The organism is Streptomyces sp. NBC_00210, assembly GCF_045160975.1.
Lineage (GTDB): Bacteria > Actinomycetota > Actinomycetes > Streptomycetales > Streptomycetaceae > Streptomyces.
Map to the genome: position 1 here is coordinate 5310863 of NZ_CP108120.1, position 22987 is coordinate 5333849.

The 22987-nt window shown below is 71.1% G+C and carries 15 protein-coding genes; 6 read left to right on the top strand and 9 right to left on the bottom strand.

Translation table 11 applies throughout. The features are described 5' to 3' along the window. The first annotated feature begins 60 nt into the window (after positions 1 to 60). Complete coding sequence (locus OG729_RS24060) at positions 61 to 567, top strand: DUF6912 family protein (protein ID WP_360883156.1); 507 nt, start codon at positions 61 to 63, stop codon at positions 565 to 567. A gap of 56 nt (positions 568 to 623) precedes the next feature. Then, positions 624 to 1289, top strand: coding sequence for an HAD family hydrolase (locus OG729_RS24065; protein ID WP_405808055.1), 666 nt, complete (start codon positions 624 to 626; stop codon positions 1287 to 1289). Between the two features lie 147 nt (positions 1290 to 1436). On the opposite strand, the gene OG729_RS24070 is transcribed toward OG729_RS24065, so the two are convergent. Next, on the bottom strand, positions 1437 to 2003 hold the full coding sequence (locus OG729_RS24070; protein WP_360883150.1) for a DJ-1/PfpI family protein: 567 nt from the start codon (positions 2001 to 2003) through the stop codon (positions 1437 to 1439). Positions 2004 to 2453: 450 nt separating this feature from the next. On the opposite strand from OG729_RS24070, the gene OG729_RS24075 reads away from it, so the two are divergent. Beyond that, positions 2454 to 7394: an NAD-glutamate dehydrogenase gene (locus tag OG729_RS24075; RefSeq protein WP_405808056.1), complete on the top strand. Its 4941-nt coding sequence runs from the start codon at positions 2454 to 2456 to the stop codon at positions 7392 to 7394. 102 nt (positions 7395 to 7496) lie between these two features. Here OG729_RS24075 and OG729_RS24080 read toward each other — a convergent pair whose 3' ends face one another. From OG729_RS24080 to OG729_RS24095, 4 genes are read right to left on the bottom strand one after another with little or no spacing between them, the layout of a single operon-like run. Beyond that, positions 7497 to 8480, bottom strand: a complete 984-nt coding sequence (locus OG729_RS24080; protein WP_360883145.1) for a serine/threonine-protein kinase — start codon at positions 8478 to 8480, stop codon at positions 7497 to 7499. Between the two features lie 45 nt (positions 8481 to 8525). After that, positions 8526 to 9770: a glycosyltransferase 87 family protein gene (locus OG729_RS24085; protein ID WP_405808057.1), complete on the bottom strand. Its 1245-nt coding sequence runs from the start codon at positions 9768 to 9770 to the stop codon at positions 8526 to 8528. Positions 9771 to 9817: 47 nt separating this feature from the next. Continuing rightward, positions 9818 to 10597: an ABC transporter ATP-binding protein gene (locus tag OG729_RS24090; RefSeq protein ID WP_360883142.1), complete on the bottom strand. Its 780-nt coding sequence runs from the start codon at positions 10595 to 10597 to the stop codon at positions 9818 to 9820. Then, on the bottom strand, positions 10590 to 11525 hold the full coding sequence (locus OG729_RS24095; protein WP_405808058.1) for an ABC transporter permease: 936 nt from the start codon (positions 11523 to 11525) through the stop codon (positions 10590 to 10592). The genes OG729_RS24090 and OG729_RS24095 overlap by 8 nt, the downstream gene beginning before the upstream one ends. 142 nt (positions 11526 to 11667) lie before the next feature. On the opposite strand from OG729_RS24095, the gene OG729_RS24100 reads away from it, so the two are divergent. Then, positions 11668 to 12285: a TetR/AcrR family transcriptional regulator gene (locus tag OG729_RS24100; RefSeq protein ID WP_405808059.1), complete on the top strand. Its 618-nt coding sequence runs from the start codon at positions 11668 to 11670 to the stop codon at positions 12283 to 12285. A 72-nt stretch (positions 12286 to 12357) separates the two neighbouring features. Here the strand turns inward: OG729_RS24100 and OG729_RS24105 are convergent, their stop codons facing one another. The 4 genes from OG729_RS24105 to OG729_RS24120 all read right to left on the bottom strand — a co-directional run bounded on the left by OG729_RS24105 (position 12358) and on the right by OG729_RS24120 (position 19396). Further along, on the bottom strand, positions 12358 to 13239 hold the full coding sequence (locus OG729_RS24105; RefSeq protein ID WP_360883136.1) for a carbohydrate ABC transporter permease: 882 nt from the start codon (positions 13237 to 13239) through the stop codon (positions 12358 to 12360). After that, complete coding sequence (locus OG729_RS24110) at positions 13236 to 14585, bottom strand: carbohydrate ABC transporter permease (RefSeq protein ID WP_405808060.1); 1350 nt, start codon at positions 14583 to 14585, stop codon at positions 13236 to 13238. The genes OG729_RS24105 and OG729_RS24110 overlap by 4 nt, the downstream gene beginning before the upstream one ends. Positions 14586 to 14588: 3 nt before the next feature. Continuing rightward, entirely contained in the window at positions 14589 to 15947 is a 1359-nt protein-coding gene (locus OG729_RS24115; protein ID WP_405808061.1) for an ABC transporter substrate-binding protein, read from the bottom strand. Positions 15948 to 16108: 161 nt separating this feature from the next. After that, positions 16109 to 19396 (bottom strand): FtsK/SpoIIIE domain-containing protein, encoded by a 3288-nt coding sequence (locus OG729_RS24120; protein ID WP_405808062.1) that lies wholly within the window; start codon positions 19394 to 19396, stop codon positions 16109 to 16111. A gap of 453 nt (positions 19397 to 19849) precedes the next feature. On the opposite strand from OG729_RS24120, the gene OG729_RS24125 reads away from it, so the two are divergent. After that, positions 19850 to 21493 carry a protein kinase domain-containing protein gene (locus OG729_RS24125; RefSeq protein WP_360883124.1) on the top strand — a complete coding sequence of 548 codons (1644 nt, stop codon included), beginning with the start codon at positions 19850 to 19852 and terminating at the stop codon, positions 21491 to 21493. A 222-nt stretch (positions 21494 to 21715) separates the two neighbouring features. After that, positions 21716 to 22987 carry a serine/threonine-protein kinase gene (locus OG729_RS24130; RefSeq protein ID WP_405808063.1) on the top strand — a complete coding sequence of 424 codons (1272 nt, stop codon included), beginning with the start codon at positions 21716 to 21718 and terminating at the stop codon, positions 22985 to 22987.

Consider the following 22987-nt stretch of genomic DNA (forward strand, 5'->3'; position numbering starts at 1 on the left):
AGCCCGAAGGGGGACCTCGCACGTATCCTGAGGGCGTTCCCGACTACGAAAGCGGCCATCATGCGCGTCTACGTCCCCCTGACCCTTCCCGGTCTCGCAGAGGCGCACAAGACGGGTGATCTGGGCCCCGGCCCGCTGACCGCCTATGCCGTCACCCCTGGACTGCGCGAGTGGTACGTCTCCGACGACATCGAGGAACTCGAGTACGCGGCACTGAGCCGCGCCGCGGCCGCCTCGCTGCGGCTGCTCGCGGGTGACCCGGATGCGCCCAGGCGGCGGGTCGTCGTGGCCGTCGACGTACGGGACCAGGACGCGGCCGCCGATCCCGACCTGGTGCTCGACCCTGGTGCGCTCGGGGAGGTCCGGGTCGTGGCCGCGGTGCCGCTGGCCAAGGCGGCGGCCGTGCACATCGACGCCGACGACGCGATCGGCGACGTTGCCGCGGCGGCGGATGTGCTGGGGGCGGCGGACCAGGGCGACGACGACGCGCAGTTCACGGTCGACGGCGCGGAGGATCACGAGCTGCTCTGGTACGGGGTGCAGGAGATCCCGAACCTCATCGGCTGATCCCCGGATCCCGGCGAGGGCGGCCGATTGTCGGACCCGGCCGGTACCGTTTTCGTATGGGGAAGCACAACACGCATCTGGTCTGGGACTGGAACGGCACACTGCTCGACGACGTCACGGCGGTCATCGGGGCGACGAACGCCGCCTTCGCGGAGATCGGCCTGGAGCCGATCACGCTGGAGCGGTACCGCGAGCTGTACTGCGTGCCGGTCCCCCTGTTCTACGAGCGGCTGATGGGCCGGCTGCCGTCGGACGAGGAGTGGGCGGTCATGGACGAGATCTTCCACCGGCACTACAGCGAGCAGCGGATCGGCTGCGGGCTGACCGAGGGGGTCGAGGAGCTGCTGCGGGAGTGGGGGCTGGCGGGGCGCAGCCAGTCGCTGCTGAGCATGTACGGGCACGAGGAGCTGGTCCCGGTCGTGCGGGGCTACGGCATCGAGAGCCACTTCATACGCATCGACGGCCGGACGGGGCCGTCCGGTGGCGGGAAGGCGCTGCACATGGAGCGGCACCTCGTGGCGCTGGGCGGGGCAGCGGCGCCGGAGCACACGGTGGTGATCGGCGACGCGGTCGACGATGCGGTGGCGGCGGCGCATGTGGGGGCGCGAGCGGTGCTCTATACGGGCGGGTCGCACAGCAGGGCGAGTCTGGAGACGGTGGGTGTGCCGGTGGTGGACACGCTGGAGGAGGCGGTGGAGGCCGCGACATGGCTGGTGGCATGAGGGCGACGCGCTGAGCCGGGTGCTGTGTGAGAACGAGGGCCGGGCGGTGCGCGCGGGCGGTACGGGCACGGGCGGTGCGGGTGCGTCTGAGGCGAGCCTCTCCCCGCGCCGCGGCCGCCCGCGGGGCTGCGTTGCGCCGGCCTCCCTTCAGCCCAGTGGTGCCTTCGCCCGCAGTACCTTCAAGAACTCCCGCATCCACGCCGAGTGGTCGGGCCACGCCCGTGAGGACACCAGCGTGCCGTCCACCACCGCCTCCGTGTCCTGGAAGCTGGCTCCCGCTGCCTGCATGTCCAGTTCCAGCGCGGGGTAGGCGGTGACCCTTCGGCCCTCCAGGCCGCCGATGGCTGCCGTCAGCAGGGGGCCGTGGCAGATCTGGGCCACCGGCTTGTCGGAGTCGAAGAAGGACTTGAGGATCTTGCGGAGCTCGGGGTCGTTGCGCAGATACTCCGGGGCGCGACCGCCCGGGATCACCACTGCTGCGTACTGGCCGGGGTCGACCTCCGAGAAGGCCAGGTCCGCCGGCCAGGTGTAGCCCGGCTTCTCGGTGTAGGTGTCGAAGCCTGGCTCGAAGTCGTGCACGACGAATCGCAACTGCTTGCGCGAGGGGGCCGCGATGTCGACCTCGTACCCCTCTTCCCGTAGCCGCTGGTACGGGTAGAGGACTTCGAGGGACTCGGCTGCGTCGCCGGTGACGATCAGGATCTTCGCTGTCATGACTGCTCCCGGTGTCGGGCTCGACGGTGCCCCAGCCGGTGGCGCGGGGCGGCTGTCGACGGTGTCCGTGTCGTCATGGCCAACCTGCACCGCGGCGGGCTGTTTGCCAAGAGTGCCCCTGTGTCTCTGTCCAGAGTGTCAAACTTCCGGCCCGTCTTTTGTACACATACGGCTCATGACGGGTCGGGGGGAAGGAGCGATAGCCTTGACCCGTGATCAGCGCTATATGCCGTGGGGGCAGCGAAGCCCCCGGCCTGCGCCCGGAGCGCCACAGCGCCCGGGCGGTCGTTGATCTTCCCGGTCCGGCCCCGCTGCCAACATTGGCCAATAACGGCTCGGACATCGCTCATCGCGGCATAGCGTCGACTCCGACCGGACACCCCGCGTCGTGGCGTTGCGTCGCTTCTTTCACCTACGTCACGCAACGGCGCGCGACAGGAGCCAGAGGACATGCAGACCAAGCTGGACGAAGCCAAGGCCGAGCTGCTCGCACGGGCCGCCCGGGTAGCTGAGAACAGCCCGGTCGGGGGGAACCTTCCGACTGGGGCAGAGCAGGGAAAGAGTCCGGATCAGGACACCCTGCTCTCGTACCTCCAGCGCTACTACCTGCACACCGCTCCCGAGGACCTGGCCGATCGCGACCCGGTCGACATCTTCGGCGGAGCACTCTCCCACTACCGGCTCGCCGAGAACCGCCCACAGGGCACGGCCAACGTGCGTGTCCACACGCCGACCGTCGAGGAGAACGGCTGGACATGCAGCCACTCCGTGGTCGAGGTCGTCACCGACGACATGCCCTTCCTGGTCGACTCGGTCACCAATGAGCTGTCCCGGCAGGGCCGCGGCATCCACCTGGTGATCCACCCGCAGATCGTCGTCCGCCGGGACGTGACGGGCAAGCTCATCGAGGTGCTGCCCAGCGAGTCCACCGGCAAGTTGCTGCCCCACGACGCGCTCGTCGAGTCCTGGATCCATGTCGAGATCGACCGCGAGACCGACCGTGCCGACCTGAAGCAGATCACCGCGGACCTGCTGCGTGTCCTGTCCGACGTCCGCGAGGCGGTCGAGGACTGGGAGAAGATGCGCGACGCCGCGCTGCGCATCTCCGAAGAGCTGCCGAAGGAGCCGATCCCCAACGATCTGCGCGAGGAGGAGGTCGAGGAGGCCCGCGAGCTGCTGCGCTGGCTCGCCGACGACCACTTCACCTTCCTCGGCTTCCGGGAGTACAACCTCGTCGACGGAGACTCCCTCTCCGCCGTCCCCGGCACCGGCCTCGGCATCCTCCGCTCCGACCCGCACCACAGCGGCGACGACGCGCACGGCCACCCGGTGAGCCCCTCCTTCAACCGGCTGCCCGCCGACGCCCGCGCCAAGGCACGCGAGCACAAGCTGCTGATCCTGACCAAGGCCAACAGCCGCTCCACCGTGCACCGGCCCAGCTACCTGGACTACGTCGGCGTCAAGAGGTTCGACGAGAACGGCAACGTCATCGGGGAGCGCCGCTTCCTCGGCCTGTTCTCCTCCGCCGCGTACACCGAGTCCGTCCGCCGCGTCCCGGTCATCCGCCGCAAGGTCGCCGAGGTCCTTGAGGGCGCCGGCTTCTCGCCCCACAGCCACGACGGCCGCGACCTGCTGCAGATCCTGGAGACCTACCCGCGCGACGAGCTCTTCCAGACGCCCGTCGACCAGCTGCGCTCCATCGTCACCAGCGTGCTCTACCTCCAAGAGCGCCGACGGCTGCGGCTCTACCTGCGCCAGGACGAGTACGGCCGCTACTACTCGGCGCTCGTCTACCTGCCCCGCGACCGCTACACCACCGGCGTCCGGCTGCGGATCATCGACATCCTCAAGGAGGAACTGGGCGGCACCAGCGTCGACTTCACCGCCTGGAACACCGAGTCGATCCTCTCCCGGCTGCACTTCGTGGTCCGCGTCCCGGCCGGCACCGAGCTGCCCGAGCTCACCGACGCCGACGTCGAACGCATCGAGGCCCGGCTCGTCGAGGCCGCCCGCTCCTGGGCCGACGGCTTCGCCGAGGCGCTGAACGCCGAGGTCGGCGAGGAGCGTGCCGCCGAGCTGCTGCGCCGCTACGGCTCCGCCTTCCCCGAGGGCTACAAGGCCGACCACTCTCCGCGCGCCGCCGTCGCCGACCTGGTGCACCTGGACCGGCTGACCGAGAGCGACAAGGACTTCTCGCTCTCCCTGTACGAGCCGGTCGGCGCGGCGCCCGGCGAGCGCCGCTTCAAGATCTACCGCACGGGCGAGCAGGTCTCCCTCTCCGCCGTCCTGCCGGCGCTCAACCGGCTCGGTGTCGAGGTCGTCGACGAGCGTCCGTACGAGCTGCGCTGCTCGGACCGTACGACCGCCTGGATCTACGACTTCGGCCTGCGCATGCCGCTGCCCACGGGCAACGGCGACTACCTCGCCGACGACGCCCGCGAGCGATTCCAGGAGGCCTTCGCCGCCGTCTGGACCGGCGAGGCGGAGAACGACGGCTTCAACTCCCTTGTGCTGCGCGCCGGTCTGAGCTGGCGGCAGGCGATGGTGCTGCGGGCGTACGCCAAGTACATGCGTCAGGCCGGCTCCACCTTCAGCCAGGACTACATGGAGGACACCCTCCGTAACAACGTCCACACCACCCGGCTGCTGGTCTCCCTCTTCGAGGCCCGGATGTCCCCGGAGCGCCAGCGCGCCGGCACGGAGCTGATCGACGGTCTGCTGGAGGAGCTCGACGGCGCGCTCGACCAGGTCGCGAGCCTGGACGAGGACCGGATCCTGCGTTCCTTCCTCACCGTCATCAAGGCGACGCTGCGCACCAATTTCTTCCAGGAGGCGGGAGGCTTCTCGCACCACAGCTATGTGTCGATGAAGTTCGACCCGCAGGCCATCCCGGATCTGCCGGCGCCCCGCCCGGCGTACGAGATCTGGGTCTACTCCCCGCGTGTCGAGGGTGTGCACCTGCGCTTCGGCAAGGTCGCGCGTGGCGGTCTGCGCTGGTCCGACCGGCGCGAGGACTTCCGTACGGAGATCTTGGGCCTGGTCAAGGCGCAGATGGTCAAGAACACCGTGATCGTGCCGGTCGGCGCGAAGGGCGGCTTCGTCGCCAAGCAGCTGCCCGACCCGTCGGTGGACCGCGACGCGTGGCTGGCCGAGGGCGTCGCCTGCTACAAGACCTTCATCTCGGCGCTGCTCGACATCACGGACAACATGGTGGCGGGCGAGGTCGTGCCGCCGGCCGACGTCGTACGCCACGACGAGGACGACACCTACCTCGTCGTCGCCGCCGACAAGGGCACCGCGACGTTCTCCGACATCGCCAACGAGGTCGCGCTCTCGTACAACTTCTGGCTCGGGGACGCCTTCGCATCGGGCGGCTCCGCCGGATACGACCACAAGAAGATGGGCATCACCGCCCGCGGTGCGTGGGAGTCCGTCAAGCGGCACTTCCGCGAGCTCGGCCACGACACCCAGACCCAGGACTTCACGGTCGTCGGCGTCGGCGACATGTCCGGTGACGTGTTCGGCAACGGCATGCTGCTCTCCGAGCACATCCGCCTGGTCGCGGCCTTCGACCACCGGCACATCTTCATCGATCCGAACCCGGACGCCGCCGTCTCGTACGCCGAGCGGAGCCGCCTGTTCGAGCTGCCCCGCTCCTCCTGGGCCGACTACAACAAGGAGCTGCTGTCCGCGGGCGGCGGCATCCACCCGCGTACGGCCAAGTCGATCCCGATCAACGTGCATCTGCGCGCGGCGCTCGGCATCGAGGCCGGCGTCACCAAGATGACGCCCGCCGATCTGATGAAGGCGATCCTCAAGGCCCCGGTGGACCTGCTGTGGAACGGCGGAATCGGTACGTACGTCAAGGCCTCCACCGAGTCCAACGCGGACGTCGGCGACAAGGCCAACGACGCCATCCGCGTCAACGGAGTGGACCTGCGGGTCAAGGTCGTCGGCGAGGGCGGCAACCTGGGTCTGACCCAGCTCGGCCGCATCGAGTTCGACCGCAACGGCGGCAAGATCAACACCGATGCCATCGACAACAGCGCGGGCGTGGACACCTCCGACCACGAGGTGAACATCAAGATCCTGCTCAACGGCCTGGTGTCGGACGGCGACCTGACCGTCAAGCAGCGCAACAAGCTGCTCGCCGAGATGACCGACGAGGTCGGCCAGCTGGTGCTGCGCAACAACTATGCGCAGAACGTCGCCCTGTCGAACGCCGTCGCCCAGTCGCCCTCGCTGCTCCACGCCCACCAGCGCTTCATGCGGCGCCTCGGCCGGGACGGGCACCTGGACCGGGCGTTGGAGTTCCTGCCGACCGACCGGCAGATCCGCGAGCTGCTGAACGCCGGCAAGGGACTCAGCCAGCCGGAGCTGGCCGTGCTGCTCGCCTACACCAAGATCACGGTGGCGGACGAGCTGATCAGGACCGAGCTGCCGGACGACCCGTATCTGCGCCGGCTGCTGCACGCGTACTTCCCCAAGCCGCTCCGTGAAAAGTTCCCCGAGGCGATCGACACGCACGCGCTGCGCCGCGAGATCGTCACGACGGTGCTGGTCAACGACACGGTGAACACCGGTGGTTCGACGTTCCTGCACCGGCTGCGGGAAGAGACGGGTGCGTCGATCGAGGAGGTCGTGCGGGCACAGACCGCGGCGCGCGAGATCTTCGGTCTCGGCGCGGTGTGGGACGCCGTCGAGGCTCTCGACAACAAGGTCGCGGCCGATGTCCAGACCCGCATCCGGCTGCACTCGCGCCGCCTCGTCGAGCGCGGTACGCGCTGGCTGCTCGGCAACCGCCCGCAGCCGTTGGAACTCGCCGGGACCATCGACTTCTTCGCCGACCGGGTGGAGCAGGTCTGGGCCGAGCTGCCGAAGATGCTGCGCGGCGGGGACCTGGAGTGGTACCAGAAGGTGCTGGACGAGCTGACCGAGGCGGGCGTTCCCGAGGAGCTCGCCGTGCGAGTCGCAGGCTTCTCGTCCGCCTTCCCGACGCTCGACATCGTCGCGATCGCGGACCGTACGAAGAAGGAGCCGATGGCGGTCGCCGAGGTGTACTACGACCTCGCGGACCGGCTGCAGATCACCCAGCTGATGGACCGGATCATAGAGCTGCCGCGGGCGGACCGCTGGCAGTCCATGGCCCGCGCGTCGATCCGCGAGGACCTGTACGCGGCGCACGCGATGCTGACCGCGGACGTGCTCTCGGTGGGCAACGGCAGCTCGACGCCCGAGGAGCGGTTCACGGCGTGGGAGCAGAAGAACGCGGCGATCCTGAGCCGGGCGCGTACGACGCTGGAGGAGATCCAGGGCTCGGACACGTTCGACCTGGCGAACCTGTCGGTGGCGATGCGGACGATGCGGCAGCTGCTGCGGACGCACAGCTGATGCGGTGACCGGGTCCGCCCGGTAGCCGGCTTCGTCCTCAATCGCCGGGCGGGCTTGAAGTCTGTGTCCTCAATCGCCGGGCGGGCTTGAAGTGCTCTGTCCTCAGTCGCCGGACGGGCTCGATGTCGAGCCCGTCCGGCGACTGCGCGTTCTGCTCAGCCAGCCCGAGGACCTCGGGTCCTTCGCCGCGCGTTCGATGCGTGACACCCTCGCGGTCAGCGGCCTCGGCAGCCAGCCGGTGAAGTCGCGTACGTCGCGTCCCGCCGCGCGACGGCACAGCGCGGCCACCTCCGCCGCACTAGGCCGGTCCTCGGGACGGGCGGCGAGGCAGGCCGTCAGCACCTCGCGCAGCGCCGGAGGGTGCCCGCCGAGGTCCGGGGGCTCGCGGTCGGTGCCCGCGATCCTGGTGGCGACCACCAGGCCCCCGCCCTCTCCGTACGGATGGCTCCCCGAGGCGGCCTCGGCGGCGAGCAGCCCGAGGGTGAACACATCGGACGCGGGCGTGAGTTGCTTGCCCAGCGCATGCTCGGGCGACATGTACTTGGGGGTGCCGACCATCCGGCCGACGGTGGTCAGCGAGGACGTGCCGACGGCCCGCGCGATGCCGAAGTCGAGCAGCCAGGGCCCCTCGCCGGTCAGCAGCAGATTCCCCGGCTTGACGTCGCGGTGTATGACTCCGGCGGTGTGTACGGCGTCGAGCGCGAGCGCCGCCGCGGCGGTCAGCTGGAGCACGCAGGCCGACGGCAGCGGCCCGTGTGCGGCCAGCGCGTCGTCGAGCGGCAGCCCCGGTACGTAACGGGTGGCGAGCCAGGGCCGCGGGCCCTGTGCGTCATGGTCGACGACCGGCACGACATGGTGGCCGTGCACCCGGCGGGCCGCCTCGACCTCGCGGGCGAAGCGCCTGCGGAAGCTCTCGCTCTGCGCGTGCTCGCGGCGGATCAACTTCAGCGCGACGGGCCGGCCCTCGGCGGTGCGGGTGAGAAAGACGGTGCCCATGCCGCCCTCGCCGATCCGCGACTCGAGCACATAGCCCGCGATCTCTCGCGGGTCGTCCGCGCGCAGCGGTTCAGGCCCCCCGTTCCCCATGCCCGACTCCCTTGGCGTGCCCCTGCCGATCGGCGAGACGGGAGCCTATCGCGCGACCGTCGCCGCCCACAGCCGTCGGCAGGAGAGCAGCGCGGCAAAGAGCAGCAGCCCGTTGCGTACGACCATGAGCAGCAGGCCGAGCGGGGTGCCGGCCAGCACATCGTCGTAGCAGACCGGGTAGGCGAGCGCGCTCAGTGCGGCGGCGGGGAGCATCAGCAGCGCGACCGTGCGCTGGGTGGTGTGCCGGGAGGTGAGGCACACGGCGGCCAGACCGAGCAGCCAGACCAGATACTGCGGGCTGATGACGCGGCTGGTGACGGTGAAGAGCAGTACGGCGGCGAACGAGGCGTCGAAGGGCGTGGCCGGCGTCCAGCGCAGCGCCCGCACCCGCCACAGCAGCAGCCAGCACAGCGCGGCGACGCTCAGCAGCAGGGAGAGCCGCGCCACGCCCGACACATGGGGGCCGACCAACTCGAATGCCCCGTACTGGTACCGGACCGTGCCCGACCAGCCTGCCTGCCGCGCGAGTTGGAGCACGGTCCCGCCGAGCGACTCGATCTGCACGCCCCTGGCGCCCTGTTGCCGCACAAAGTCCAGGCTGTGCGAGAAGCCGGACATGAGGACGGCGAGCAACGCCGCGGCGCAGGCGGCGGCCGAGAGCCAGGCCCGGCGTGTCGTACGTCCCGGGGGCGTGCCCAGCGCGGTCAGCACCGGCCACACCTTGATCATTGCGCCGAGTCCGGCGAGTGCCCCTGCGGTGCCGGGCCTGCGCTGCACGGCCAGCAGCGCGAGTACGGCGACGGCGGTGACCTGGACGTCGTAGCGCGCGTAGGGAAGGTGCAGCAGCAGCGGCAGTCCGCACACCCACAGCCACGCGCCGCGCACTCCCGCGCGGGCGAGGGCCAGGGTGATGACCGCATCGGCGACCAGGGTGAGGGCGACGAAGGCCTGGAAGTACGTCAGCCAGGGCAGCGCGCCGGGGGCGAGGAAGACGAGCGCGGCACCGGGCGGGTACTGCCAGGTGACGTCGTCAAGGGGGAACGCGCCCTGGAGGAGCTGTTCGTACCAGCGCCGATAGAGGGTGTACACCTCCCCGGCAATGCCCGTGTCGCCGACGCGGTCGACGAGGAGCAGACCGAGCATGCCGAGGCGGGTGGCCCCCCAGACGGCGGCGAGCACCGCGGGGTGCCGGGTGCGGCAGTACGCGGCGCCGGGGATTCCCGGCGCCGGGGAGACGTCGAAGGAGGGCGGGGGCGGTGGCGCGGGCGGGCCGATCGGACGGGTCGTCATCGGCGGGTACTCTAGCCCGCTTTGGATACTTTTCGAGCTATTTCGTACTACTTCTTGCCGCCGGTGAACGCCTCGTATGCGGCGACCACTTCCTCCGCCGGGCCGTCCATCCGCAGCACACCTGCCTCCAGCCAGAGGGCGCGGTCGCAGGTCTCGGTGATCGTCCCGTTGCTGTGGCTGACCAGGAAGACCGTGCCTGCCTCCGCGCGCAGCTCGTCGATCCGCTCCTGGCTGCGCCGCCGGAAGCGGGCGTCGCCGGTGGACAGCGCCTCGTCGATCAGCAGGACGTCGTGGCTCTTGGCGGCGGCGATCGAGAACCGCAGGCGGGCACCCATGCCGGAGGAGTACGTACGCATCGGCAGCGAGATGAAGTCGCCCTTGTCGTTGATCCCGGAGAAGTCGACGATGTCGTCGTAGCGCTCCTGGACCTGCTCGCGGGTCATGCCCATCGCGAGCCCGCCGAGGATGACATTGCGCTCGCCGGTCAGATCGGCCATCAGGGCGGCGTTGACGCCGAGCAGCGAGGGCTGGCCCTGGGTGAAGACCTTGCCTTCGGAGGGCGGCAGCAGGCCCGCGATGGCTTTGAGCAGGGTCGATTTCCCGGAGCCGTTGGAGCCGATCAGGCCGATCGCCTCTCCCTTGTACGCGGCGAAGCTGACGCCCTTGACGGCGTGCACCTCGCGCACGCCGGGAGCCGCCCGGCGGGAGACGATCCGGCTGAGGGCGGTGGTGGCGCTGCCCCGGCCGGTGCGGGCGCCGTTCACCTGGTACTTGATGTGGACACCGTCGACGACGACGGTCGGGGTCCTGCCGGTCTGCTCAGCCACGGCCGTACTTCTCCTCTGCCTGCCAGAAGTAGACGAAGCCGCCGGCCCCGAAGAGCACCGCCCAGAACAGGGCCAGGGCCCAGACGTGCGAGGGGAGCTGGGCGGCGGTGAAACTCTCGATGAGGGCGAAGCGCACCAGGTCGATATAGACGGCGGCGGGGTTGCACTCCAGCGCGAGCAGCACGATGTGGGGCAGCTTGTCGTGGTGGCTGAACACCTTGTCGATGGACCACATCACGCCCGAGGCATACATCCAGGTGCGCAGGATGAACGGCATCAGCTGGGCGATGTCCGGGGTACGGCTGGCCAGCCTCGCCATGATCATGGACAGTCCGGTGTTGAAGCCGGCCTGCAGGAGCAGCGCGGGGACCGCGAGCAGCCAGTTGACGTCCGGGAACTCGCCGACGGCGAGCAGGATCATGATCAGCGCGGCGAGCGAGAAGAGCAGCTGCTGGAGCTGCTGGAGCGCGATGGCGATGGGCAGGCTGGCGCGGGGGAAGTGCAGGGCGCGTACGAGACCGATGTTGCCGGAGATCGCGCGGGTGCCCGCCATGATCGAGCTGGAGGTGAAGGTCCAGATGAAGACCCCGGTGACGAGGAACGGGATGAAGTCGGGGACGCCGCTCTTGGTGTCCAGCAGTACGCCGAAGATGAAGTAGTAGACCGTCGCGTTCAGCAGGGGGGTCATGACCTGCCAGATCTGGCCCAGCTTGGCCTGGCTGTACTGGGCGGTCAGCCGGGCGGTGGCGAAGGCGACGATGAAGTGGCGGCGGGACCAGATCTGGCCGATGTAGCTGCGCAGGCTGGGGCGCGCGCCGCTGACGGTCAGACCGTGGTGCAGGGCGAGTGCGGTGAGGTCCTCCACCGATTCCACTGGTTCCACCGGTTTCTCCAGGGACGGGGGAGGGGCAATCGTCTGGGTAGTCACAGGGGCGGCCGCTTTCGGAGAGGGCGGATCGGCTGCTGACCGAGGGATCGACTCATGGCTCGCGACGGGACGGTCCCGTATCGTCGCTACGGTGAGGGTAGGACGGAGTTACGTCGCAACGCAACCGTCTCGTCGTCCCGCTATGCTCCTGGGCATGACCACGGATCCGGGAACCCCGCGTCGCGCGCCGGCCGGAGCCGCTGTGCTCCGGGAGGACGTGACCGACGCCATTCGCGCCGCCGTCTTCGAGGAACTGGCGGCGGTCGGCTTCGCGCGCATGTCGATCGAGGGGATCGCACGGCGGGCGGGCGTCGGCAAGACGGCGGTCTACCGGCGCTGGAAGTCCAAGCTGTCCCTGGTGCTCGACCTGGTCTCGGCGTTTGCCGCGCAGGGCTTGCCTGCGCCGGCGACGGGTTCTCTGTACGGGGATGTACGGGCGCTGCTGGAGGTGGCCTCGCACGCCCTGCGCCACCCGGTGGCCTCGCAGGTCATCCCGGACCTGCTGGTGGAGGCGGCCCGGCACCCGGAAATCGCGGACGCGATCAAGACGGCGCTGCTGGACAGCCAGCAGGGGGTGGCAGCCGTGGTGGTACGCGACGCGGTGGCCCGGGGCGAGCTGCCTGCGTCGACGGATCCGGACCGGGCGCTGGATCTGATGGTGGGGCCGCTGTACTGGCGGCTGGTGGTGGTCAGGTCGGACGTGCCGGACGGATACCTGGACGAACTGGCGGGGGCGGCGGTGGCCGCACTCAAGGCATGAGGTGCCGGCGGGCGAAACTTCCAAACACGCCCTACGCGTGCGCGCCGCCCGCCAACACCCCTCAGCCGTAAGTCACTTCACCGCGCCGGCCATGACTCCCGTCACGAACTGGCGCTGGAACGCGAAGAACACCACCAGCGGGATGATCATCGAGACGAACGCGCCCGGCGCCAGCACGTCGATGTTGTTGCCGAACTGCCTCACCTGGCGCTGGAGCGCCACCGTGATCGGCGCGCTCTGCGAGTCGGCGAAGATCAGGGCGACCAGCATGTCGTTCCACACCCACAGGAACTGGAAGATGCCCAGCGATGCGATCGCCGGGCCGCCCAGGGGCATCACGACGCGGGTGAACAGCCGGATCTCACCCGCTCCGTCCAGCCTCGCCGCCTCCAGCAGCTCTCTGGGGATCTCGGCGAAGAAGTTCCGCAGCAGGAAGATCGCGAACGGCAGGCCGAACGCCACATGGAAAACGATCACGCCGATCGTCGTCTCGAAGATGCCGATCGCACCGAACAGCTTCGAGACGGGCACCAGCGCGACCTGGACCGGGACCACCAGGAGGGCCACCACCGCGATGAACCACCAGTCGCGGCCGGGGAAGTCCATCCAGGCGAAGGCGTAGCCGGCCAGGGCGCCGATCACCACGACCAGCAGTGTCGCCGGGACCGTGATCAGCACGCTGGACAGCAGCGAGTCCGTGATCGCCTTGTTGTCCAGCAGGCGTGAGTAGTTGTCGAAGGTGAGCTGCGCGGGCGCACTGAACACCTTCCACCAGCCGCTCTCGCCGATGTCCGCAGGACCCCGCAGTGAGGACAGCAGCAGCCCGAAGGTCGGCAGCAGCCAGAACAGGCCCACCAGCACGAGGAAGACGCGCATCACGCCACCGCCCGCGCGCGCCGCGATCCGCGCGGGAAGGGACTGCTTCGCCTTCACCACACCGTCGTTCGTGGTCATCGGCGGGCCTCCCTTCGCATGCGCCGGATGTTGAACAGCATCACCGGGATCACCAGCAGCAGCAGGAGTACGGCAATGGCGCTGCCCAGCCCCAGATTCGAGTCCGTGCCGAACGAGGACCGGTAGAGCTGGAGCGCCAGGACGTTGGCGTCGTCCTGCGCGGACCCGGGCGCGATGATGAAGACCAGGTCGAAGATCTTCAGCACATTGATCATCAGGGTGACGAGGACGACCGCGAGGACCGGCGCGAGCAGCGGGACGGTCACCCTGCGGAAGACCTGCCATTCGTTCGCGCCGTCCACCCGCGCCGCCTCCAGCAGTTCACGCGGCACGCTCGCGAGCCCCGCCGCGATCAGCACCATCGCGAAGCCGGCCCACATCCATACGTAACTGCCGATGATCGCCGGTGTGACGAGTGACGGGCCGAGCCAGTTGACGCCGTTGTACGGCTCCCTGAAGTTCTCGGCGGGCAGCCGCAGTTGGGCCCCGTCCGCGGACGCGGGCAGCGTGAACGTACCGTCGGCGGCCGCCCTGGCCGATGCGACCACCTTGCCGTCCTTGACGGCCTCCACCTTGATGCCCTTGAGTCCGAGCTCGTTCGCGTCGATGGAGTTGGGCTTGCCGCCGCCCCCCTTGGTGAAGTCCAGCCACGCGGTCCCGGTGATCTTCCCGCCCGCCGGCTGCGCGGGCTTTGCGGGCTTCGCGTCGGACGGCATCTTCGCCGGCGCGACACCCACCAGCGGCAGCAGTGCTTCCTTGCCCGCGCTGACCGGCTCCTTGGTGATGAACGAACCGCCGCCGCCCGCCTTCAGCGGATGCACCGGCATCGGATGCGCCTTGGGGAAGCCCGCCGACTCGGCGAAGGTGTCATGGACGCCCACCCAGACCGCGTTGGCGACCCCCCGCTCCGGATCCTGCTCGTACACCAGCCGGAAGATGATGCCCGCGGCGAGCATCGAGATCGCCATCGGCATGAAGACGATCAGTTTGAAGGCCGTGCCCCAGCGCACCCGCTCGGTGAGCACGGCGAAGATCAGACCGAGCGCCGTCGAAACGGTCGGCGCCACGACCACCCAGATCGCGTTGTTCTTGACCGCGGTCAGGATGCTGTCCTCGGTGAAGATCTCCTTGTAGTTGTCGAGCCCGGCGAACGAGCTGCCGGACTGGTCGAAGAAGGACCGGTAGAGCGAGTACCCGATCGGGTAGACCACGAGCGCGCCCAGGAGCACCAGCGCGGGCAGCAGAAAGCCGGCCGCGACAATTTTACGTGTGCCTGTCACGCTCTTGCGCTTGTCGGCGGGGGGAACCGGACTCGCCGGGCCCCCCGCTGCCGCCGCGGTCGTCACGCGTCAGCTCTTGTACGCCTTGGCCGCGTCCGACTCCAGCTTCTGCTGGGCCCCCGCGACGTCCTTCGGGTTCTTCAGGAAGTCCTGCAGCGCCTTCCACTCGCCCTTGCCGGGCGTGCCGCCGAACGACTGCGGCATCTGGTCCGACATGTCGAAGCGGAAGTCGTCGCCCGCCGCGATCAGTGCCTTGGCGATACCGCGCTGCACATCATTGGGATACGCGGCGAGGTCCAGCGCCTTGTTCGGGGACAGGAAGCCACCCGACTGCGCGGAGATCTTGGCCGCGTCCGGGGATGCCAGGAAGGTCAGCAGCGCCTGCGCGCCCTTGCTGTCCTTCAGCGCCACGGCCGCGTCCCCGCCCGTCACCACCGGCGGCAGCGCGCCGACCGCGGGGAAGGGGAAGAACTTCGCGTCCGTACCGATCTTGGCGTCGGTCTGGGCGATGTTGACGGTCACGAAGTCGCCCTCGAAGACCATCGCGCCCTTGGGCTGGTCGCCCCCGGTGAAGGTCTGGGTGACCGAGGCCGGGAACTCCGTCTGCAGCGCGCCGTCCGCACCGCCCGCGATCAGCGCCGGCTTGCCGAAGAGCTCGCCGAGCGTGGTCAGCGCGCTCTTCACGGACGGATCGGTCCACTTGATCTTGTGCTGGGCGAGCTGGTCGTACTTCTCGGGGCCCGCCTGGGAGAGATAGATGTTCTCGAACCAGTCGGTGAGCGTCCAGCCGTCCGCGCCCGCGACCGAGACGGGTGTGACGCCCGAGGCGGAGAGAGCCTCGGCGGTCGACAGGAAGTCCTTCCAGGTCTTCGGCTCCTTCGCGCCCGCGTTCTCGAAGGCGGCGTTGTTGTACCAGATCAGGGACTTGTTGGCGGCCTTGTAGTAGACGCCGTACTGCGTCCCGTTCACCGCTCCGAGGTCCTGCCAGCCCTTGGAGTAGTTCTTCGCCAGCTGCGCCTTCGCCTCCGCGCCGACGGGCTTGGCCCACTTGCGCTGTACGGCCTGCTGGATCGCGCCGACCTGGGGGAGCATCGCCACATCGGGAGGAGCGCCGCCCGCGATCTTCGTACCGAGGAAGTTGACGATCGGGTCCTGCGCGGGGACGAAGGTGACCGTGGCGCCGGTCCGCTTCTCGAACTCCTTGAGGACCTTGGTGAAGTTCTCCTGCTCAGGGCCGCTCCAGACGGCGGATACCTCTATCTTCTCGCCGTTCAGCTTGGGGAGTTGGACGGTCGAGGCGGACTCCTTGTCCTTGCTCCCGCCCGGTTTCGCCTTGTCGTCCTTGTTGTCGCCACAGCCGGTCATGGCGAGTGCGCCGATGGCCGCGAACACCACTGCGGCCCTGCCCGTACGAAGAGTTGTGCGCATCACTGCCCCGTCTCTTCCGTGCGCTGTCCCGTGCGCCTTCCCACTGACCGACAGGTGTACGCCCGGTCTCCGGGTGTCGCAATAGCGCACCAGCCGTCAACAAGCCATTCGTAATGGCCTTGTGACGTGATGTCAGGTCAATGGCGTGAGTACGCCGTCGGTCAGGGGTGAGCCGGCGAGAGCGGAGGCAGCGGCGCGGCATCCACGGATCGTGCAGCTCGCTCCAGGGCGCTGGCCAGAAGCGCCAAGTCCGTCGGCCCGTTGCCCAGTTCACGCACGGGGCGACGGGTGGGCGGATCCCCCATCCGCTCCCACTCGAGCGGCACCACAGTGGGACGCAAGGTCGCCGTACGCGGAATGCGTCCCGTCACCCGGCCGCTCTGGAACGGCGTCACCCGGCCGTCCGGATGCCCCAGCCTGCCGCGCCCCGGAGCGGGGTCCTCCGGCCCCGGCGACGCGGGCGGCGCGTCCAGCACGGCACGCAGCCGCGCGCCCTGCGCGATCTCCGTATCGGCGGTGCGGTCGGGGCGGGCGGACGTCGCCACCAGATGGATGCCCAGTCGCCGGCCGTCCCGGGCCACGGCGTCCAGCGCCCGTACGACCGAACCGGCCGCGGGGCGCCCGGGACTGCCGAGCGCAGGAGCGACCAGCGCGTCGAAGTCGTCCACCAGGACCACGAGGCGGGGCAGGGGAGCGGGCTCCTGGGCCCTCGTACGGGCTCCGGGGCGCAGCCGGAGCGTGCCACTGGAGGAGGAGTCCAGGTCACCACGCTGCTCGGCGGCGCTCGGCGGGCGCTGGCCGACCATCCGGTCCGCGACCTCGCGCCGGTCGTGCCACTCGGCGAAGTCCAGGCCCGCCAGCAGCTCGGCCCGCCGCTTCAGCTCGGCTCCCAGGGCCTGGGCGAAGGCCCGCATCCGGACCGGGTCGCTGGCCACCAAGTGCTCGGTGACATGAGGAAGTTCCATGCAGGCCGCGAGTCCGTCGCCGCGCTCGCCGCCCGCGCCGTCGACCAGCAGCAGACCGAGCCGGTCGGGGCGGCCCGCGGCGGCGAGTGAGGCCGCGACGGAACGCAGCAGCTCGGTGCGGCCGCTGCCCGCCGGGCCCTCGATCAGCAGATGCGGGCCCTCCTCGGTCAGATCGACGGCGAGGGGGCCGCGCGGGCCCGCGCCGAGCACGACGGTGCCGTCGCCGGCCGAGGCCCAGCGCGCCATCAGGGACGCGGGGGTGGCGCGGGCCAGCCCCAGCTCGTCGAGCAGCCGCGCGGACCGGGGCAGTGCCGCGGCCCGGCTCGGGTGCGTGCCCGTGCCCTCGGCGCGCAGCGGCGCGAGCGCCCGCCCGAAGCGCTCCGCCCACGCCGCGGAGACGGCGTCCACCGCGCCGACCGTGCCATGGCCCGCGGGCCGGCCGCCGGCCGTACGCATCAGCCGCAGCGCGGTCGCCACATCGCCGCTCAGCAGGGCGACCGCTCCGCACTCGCGGAAGGCGAGCGAGGCCGCGCACGCGGTCTCGTACGTCGCGGCGACGGGGGAGAGCGGGGAGGCGGCCGGGGTCTCGGCCAGGCAGATCAGATGGATTCCGGCGGCCCAGCCCGCTCCGGCCAGCCGGGCCGTCGTCTCGCGCAGCACGGCCGAGCCGGGGTCGCCGTCGACGATGACGACGGTCCGGGCCCCTTCGTACGCCGCGGCGGCGTCGGCGACCGACCTGCGGTCGGCGGACGGCCAGCCGGGGCCGAGCGGACCGTCGTCGAGGCGGCGGGTGAGCTCGGCGGTGCGGGCGGTGGCCTGGTCCCGGTCGTACGCCAGCAGCAGTCGGCAGTCCTGGCCGTGGGCGGGGCGCAGATGGGGCAGCCAGCCGAGCCAGGCCCACTCCGCCCTTCGCTCCTCCAGGCTCCGGGTCCGGTCCGTGGAGATCAGCACGATCTCCAGGTCCACGGGTGAGTGCAGCGCGGCCAGCTGGGCGACGGCCGACCTGGCCAGCCCGGCCAGCCGCGCCCGCGGCCCGGCGAGCCCGAGCGAACCGGCCTCGCGCAGGCCGACGGTCACCGGCACGGAGGGCAGCTCGGCCCGGTCCGCGGTGCCCAGCCGTATGACGAGCGACTCGGGGTGGGCCGGGCTCCGCTCCCAGAGCCGGGGCCCCGGCCCGAGCGCGGTGAGCAGCACCGCGGCGGGATCGGGCCAGCGCTCGGCGACGGGCGCGGCGAGAGCCGCCGGCGCGGGCTGAGCCGGAAGCAGGGGAATGGCCTCGTCCCGCCCTCCGGCGAGCCGCCGCGCCCAGGCACCTATGCCCCGTCGACGGCTCCCAGTGTCGGGCAGCCGGGTTCCGCGGGCGGGCGTGCCACCGGTGTGGCCCTCGGCCGGCTGCTCCTGATTGTCGGCGGCCCTGGAGTGCGTGGCGTCGGAGTCGTAGGCATAGAGCGTCCCGGAGTCGCCCTGCCCGGCGCTGGTCGGCGCGCTGGGCACGGCGGGGTCGTACTGGGCGGGCACCCGGGGCTGGGTACTGGACCCGTCTGCGGGGTGGGTCCCACCGGGGGCGGAACCCTGCGGGGCGCCCGGGGCGGAGCCGCCGCGGACGTACCCGTCGGGGGTGCTGTCGGGCCCGGGGCTGTGCTGGGCGGGTCCCTCGGGGGGGTGTCCGCCCGGGACGGCGCCGGTCGGCGGGCCGCCGTGCCGTGACCCGGCGGGGGCCGTTCCGCCAGAGGCGAGCCCGCCCCGGAGCGTTCCACCGGCAGAGCGCGCGGAAGCGTGCCCGCCCGGTGCGCCCGCTGCGGGGCCCGCCTCGTCTCCCCTGTCTATCCGAAGATGCCCCTCGCCGTCCGGCGTCGTCGCAAGCGCCGTCGTCCGCGCGCCCTTCGTCAGCCGCAGCGTCGATTCCCCCAGGCGCAGCAAGGCTCCCGCGGGCAGCCGGACCGGGCGCTGGCCCACCGCGGTGCCGTCCAGGGTCGTGCCGTTCGTCGAGTCGAGGTCTGCCACCGTCACCCGGCCGTCCTCGGCCACCGTCACCGCGCAGTGCAGGCGGGAGACGTCCGGGTCGGCCAGCGGAACGTCCGCGTCGGCGGAGCGGCCGATGTCGATCCGGCCGCCGTGGAGCAGGTGGACCCCGCCCGCGTCCGGGCCCGCCACGACATGGAGCTGAGCGCACGCGTCGGTCCACGGGGACTCGTCCTCGCCCGGGAACTGCAGCGAGAGCACCGCGCCGTCCACCAGCGGCGGCTCGCCCAGTGTGCGGCGCTGCGGGTCGAGGCGCTCCTGGCCCGCGTAGAGCACGACGGAGCCCGAGGCGTCGGGCCCGGAGACGGCCGCCGCCAGACCGGATGCCACCGCGGCCAGCGCCGTACCGGCAGGCGCGGTGATCAGTACGTCGCACGCGCGCCCGACCGCAGAGGCGCGCCCCGCGGAGCCCGCCGCGGATTGCCCGCCGCGCGGCGCGAGGACGGTCAGCCGGATCTGCATCGCCGTCAGCAATCCCTTCTGCGCGGGGTACCCGGCAGGAGCCGCCCTGTGATTCGCCCCCACCCGGCAGGTCGGCACGGCGCGCGCGGTTCACTCCCCCTGAACGCTGACGCGCCAGAGGGCACCCCCCACACGACTCCGTGCTGAGGGCATCCTCGCACCTGCCACTGACAACACGCCCGGGGGCCGCCTTCAAGTGATCTTGATTGGTCGGCTCTGGGCGTAAAAATGCCTGGTTGGGGTCTGATCCGGAACGACCGTGACGTTCGCTGCACGACAGTGCGGCAACCATCCGTACGATGCCCGCGTCTTCTTTTCGAACACCACGGGAAGAGGGGACATGGCGACGACCCGCCGGTGCCCGTGGGGCGGCACTAAAGTGGGTCGGACACCCGGGCCGGGCACAGGGGCTCCGGACCACGCAAGGACCACGATCAGCAGGGAGCACATGACGTGCGGCCGGTAGGCAGCAAGTACCTGCTCGAGGAGCCCCTCGGGCGCGGCGCCACGGGCACCGTCTGGCGAGCGAGCCAGAGGGAGACCGCGGGCGCCGAGGCGGCCGTCGCCGGCCAGCCCGGCGAGACCGTCGCGATCAAGGTCCTCAAGGAAGAGCTGGCGAACGACGCGGACGTGGTGATGCGCTTCCTGCGCGAACGCTCCGTCCTGCTCCGCCTGACCCACCCGAACATCGTGCGCACCCGCGACCTCGTCGTCGAAGGCGATCTCCTCGCCCTCGTCATGGACCTGGTCGACGGCCCCGACCTGCACCGCTACATCCGCGAGAACGGCCCCCTCACACCGGTCGCCGCTTCTCTGCTGACCGCCCAGATCGCGGACGCGCTCGCCGCCAGCCACACCGACGGTGTCGTCCACCGCGACCTCAAGCCCGCGAACGTACTGCTCAAGACCGACGCCGACGGCCAGATGCACCCGATGCTGACCGACTTCGGCATCGCGCGCCTCGCGGACTCCCCGGGCCTGACCCGTACGCACGAATTCGTCGGCACGCCCGCCTACGTCGCGCCCGAATCCGCCGAGGGCCGCCCGCAGACCTCCGCCGTCGACATCTACGGCGCGGGCATCCTGCTGTACGAACTGGTCACCGGCAGGCCCCCGTTCGCCGGCGGCACCGCGCTCGAAGTGCTCCACCGCCACCTGAGCGAGGAGCCGCGCCGCCCCACCACGGTCCCCGAGCCGCTGTGGACGGTCATAGAGCGATGTCTGCGCAAGGAGCCGGCTCAGCGGCCCAGCGCCGAGAACCTCGCCCGCGGGCTGCGCACCGTGGCAGCCGGCATCGGCGTCCACTCCTCCAGCGCACAGGTCGAGGCCGCGCTCGGAGTCGCCGCGCTGCTCGCGCCCGACCCGTCGCCGGCGCCGGTCCCGGGGGCCCCCGGCTCGGCCGACCCGACGCAGGTGCTGCCGAGCAACGCCGGTTCGTACGACCCCAACGCCGCGACCAGCGTCATGCCGCAGACCGGCCTTCCGCAGTCCGGTGGGCCACGCGGCGCCGCCGACCCGACCTCGGTGATGCCTCCCGTACCCCCGGGCTCGCCGCGTGGCGACAACGCCCCGCGCCCCGAGGACCCGCACCCCTGGCAGTCGCAGCTGCAGGCGGCCCGCGACCGCAACGAACAGACGCAGGTCCAGTACCTCGACCCGAACCAGGACCCGCTGCGCCGCCGTCCGCAGCGCCAGCAGCAGCGGCCCCAGCAGCAGCCGCCGCAGCGTCCGCACCAGCAGCAGTACCCGCCGCAGCCGCAGCGCCCCCAGCCCCAGCCGCAGCGGTACGCCCCGCCACCGCCGCAGCAACAGCAGTACGCGCCCCCGCAGCCGCCGCCCCAGCAGCCCGTGCCGCGTCAGCCCAGGCAGCGCAACCCCAACAGGATGCGGATCCCGGGCCTCGGCTGCCTCAAGGGCTGTCTGTTCACGCTCCTGATCCTGGTCGGCGCGGGCTGGCTGGCTTGGGAGACGTTCCTCCAGGACTGGGTCGCCACGGGCACGAGCTACTGGGACGCGATCGGCGACGGCATCTCCAAGGTGACGAACTGGATCTCGAACCTCGGCAGCAGTTCGGACACCCCGAACACCAAGCCGTAGCGACTCTGCAGATTTGTCGACTTCTGCGGCGTGATTTCCCCCGCAGAAGTGAAGGTTGGCGTCATCCGGGGCACACAGCCCCCGGATGCCCGCGTACGTTACTCAGGTGCGCCTCGCGTGTCCCCGTCGGTCACGGTGCCCGGCCTGCTTTTCGGGCCGGGGGTCCGGGGGTCTTCCCCCGGGTAGACACAGCGGGCAACGCCAGCCGCTGAGGGAGCAGTCTTGGCACGGAATATCGGCAGCCGGTACACGGCCCACCAGATCCTTGGACGGGGCAGCGCCGGCACGGTGTGGCTCGGCGAGGGACCCGAAGGGCCCGTCGCCATCAAGCTGTTGCGTGAGGACCTGGCATCGGACCAGGAGCTGGTCGGACGCTTCGTACAGGAGCGCACGGCCCTGCTCGGTCTTGAGCACCCCAAGGTCGTCGCGGTCCGCGACCTCGTCGTCGACGGCAACGACCTCGCGCTCGTCATGGACCTCGTACGCGGCACCGATCTGCGCACCCGCCTCGACCGGGAGCGGCGCCTCGCCCCCGAGGCGGCCGTCGCGATCATCGCCGACGTCGCTGAGGGACTGGCGGCCGCCCACGCCGCCGGAGTCGTCCACCGCGACGTCAAGCCGGAGAACATCCTCCTCGACATGGAGGGCCCGCTCGGCCCGGCCGGATCCCACCCGGCGGTACTCACCGACTTCGGCGTCGCCAAGCTGATCGACACCCCGCGCCGCACGAAGGCACTGCGTCCCACGGGGGGACAGTCGCCGAACCCCCCGGGGATCATCGGTACGCCGGACTACGTCGCCCCGGAGATCGTCGAGGGGCTGCCGCCCCGGGCCGCGGTCGACATCTACGCCCTCGCGACCGTTCTGTACGAGCTCCTCGCGGGCTTCACGCCCTTCGGCGGCGGCCACCCCGGCGCGGTACTGCGCCGCCATGTCACCGAGACCGTGGTCCCGCTCCCGGGCATCCCCGACGAGCTGTGGCAGCTGATCGTCCAGTGCCTGGCCAAGGCCCCGGCCTCCCGGCTGCGCGCCTCCGAGCTCGCCGCCCGGCTGCACGATCTGCTCCCGCTGCTCGCGGGCATGCCGCCCCTGGACGTCGACGAGCCGGACGCCGAGCCGCCCGCGGAGCCGTACGAGGACGTGGCCCCCGCCGTCCCCGGCGCAACCCGCCGCCGTGGCGCCGTGCCGCTGGTCCCCGGCGGCGCCCCCGCCGACTCCAACCGCGACACCCACACCTCGATGCGGGTCCCGGCCCCGGACGAGCTCGCAGGCGGCGCCCGCGGGACGGCCCGCGCCCCCCGTAGCCCCGGCCAGCGCCGCCCGGGTTCGGCCCGCCACAAGTCGGAGGCCGTGCGCAAGCGCCGCATCACCCTGGGTGTCGCGGCTCTCGCCGTGGCCGCGGCGGTGGGCGTCGGCGGCTGGCTGGCCACGAGCGACGACGGCGGGGACGCGCCCCCGCAGGACTCGAAGCAGTCCAGTCCCGCGGAACCGTAG

What these genes read in the sequence shown, in the direction of transcription:
- OG729_RS24060 (WP_360883156.1), top strand. Translation starts at nt 61, where the DNA reads ATGCGCGTCTACGTCCCCCTGACCCTTCCCGGTCTCGCAGAGGCGCAC.
- OG729_RS24065 (WP_405808055.1), top strand. Translation starts at nt 624, where the DNA reads ATGGGGAAGCACAACACGCATCTGGTCTGGGACTGGAACGGCACACTG.
- OG729_RS24070 (WP_360883150.1), bottom strand. Translation starts at nt 2,003, where the DNA reads ATGACAGCGAAGATCCTGATCGTCACCGGCGACGCAGCCGAGTCCCTC.
- OG729_RS24075 (WP_405808056.1), top strand. Translation starts at nt 2,454, where the DNA reads ATGCAGACCAAGCTGGACGAAGCCAAGGCCGAGCTGCTCGCACGGGCC.
- OG729_RS24080 (WP_360883145.1), bottom strand. Translation starts at nt 8,480, where the DNA reads ATGGGGAACGGGGGGCCTGAACCGCTGCGCGCGGACGACCCGCGAGAG.
- OG729_RS24085 (WP_405808057.1), bottom strand. Translation starts at nt 9,770, where the DNA reads ATGACGACCCGTCCGATCGGCCCGCCCGCGCCACCGCCCCCGCCCTCC.
- OG729_RS24100 (WP_405808059.1), top strand. Translation starts at nt 11,668, where the DNA reads ATGCTCCTGGGCATGACCACGGATCCGGGAACCCCGCGTCGCGCGCCG.
- OG729_RS24105 (WP_360883136.1), bottom strand. Translation starts at nt 13,239, where the DNA reads ATGACCACGAACGACGGTGTGGTGAAGGCGAAGCAGTCCCTTCCCGCG.
- OG729_RS24115 (WP_405808061.1), bottom strand. Translation starts at nt 15,947, where the DNA reads ATGCGCACAACTCTTCGTACGGGCAGGGCCGCAGTGGTGTTCGCGGCC.
- OG729_RS24120 (WP_405808062.1), bottom strand. Translation starts at nt 19,396, where the DNA reads ATGCAGATCCGGCTGACCGTCCTCGCGCCGCGCGGCGGGCAATCCGCG.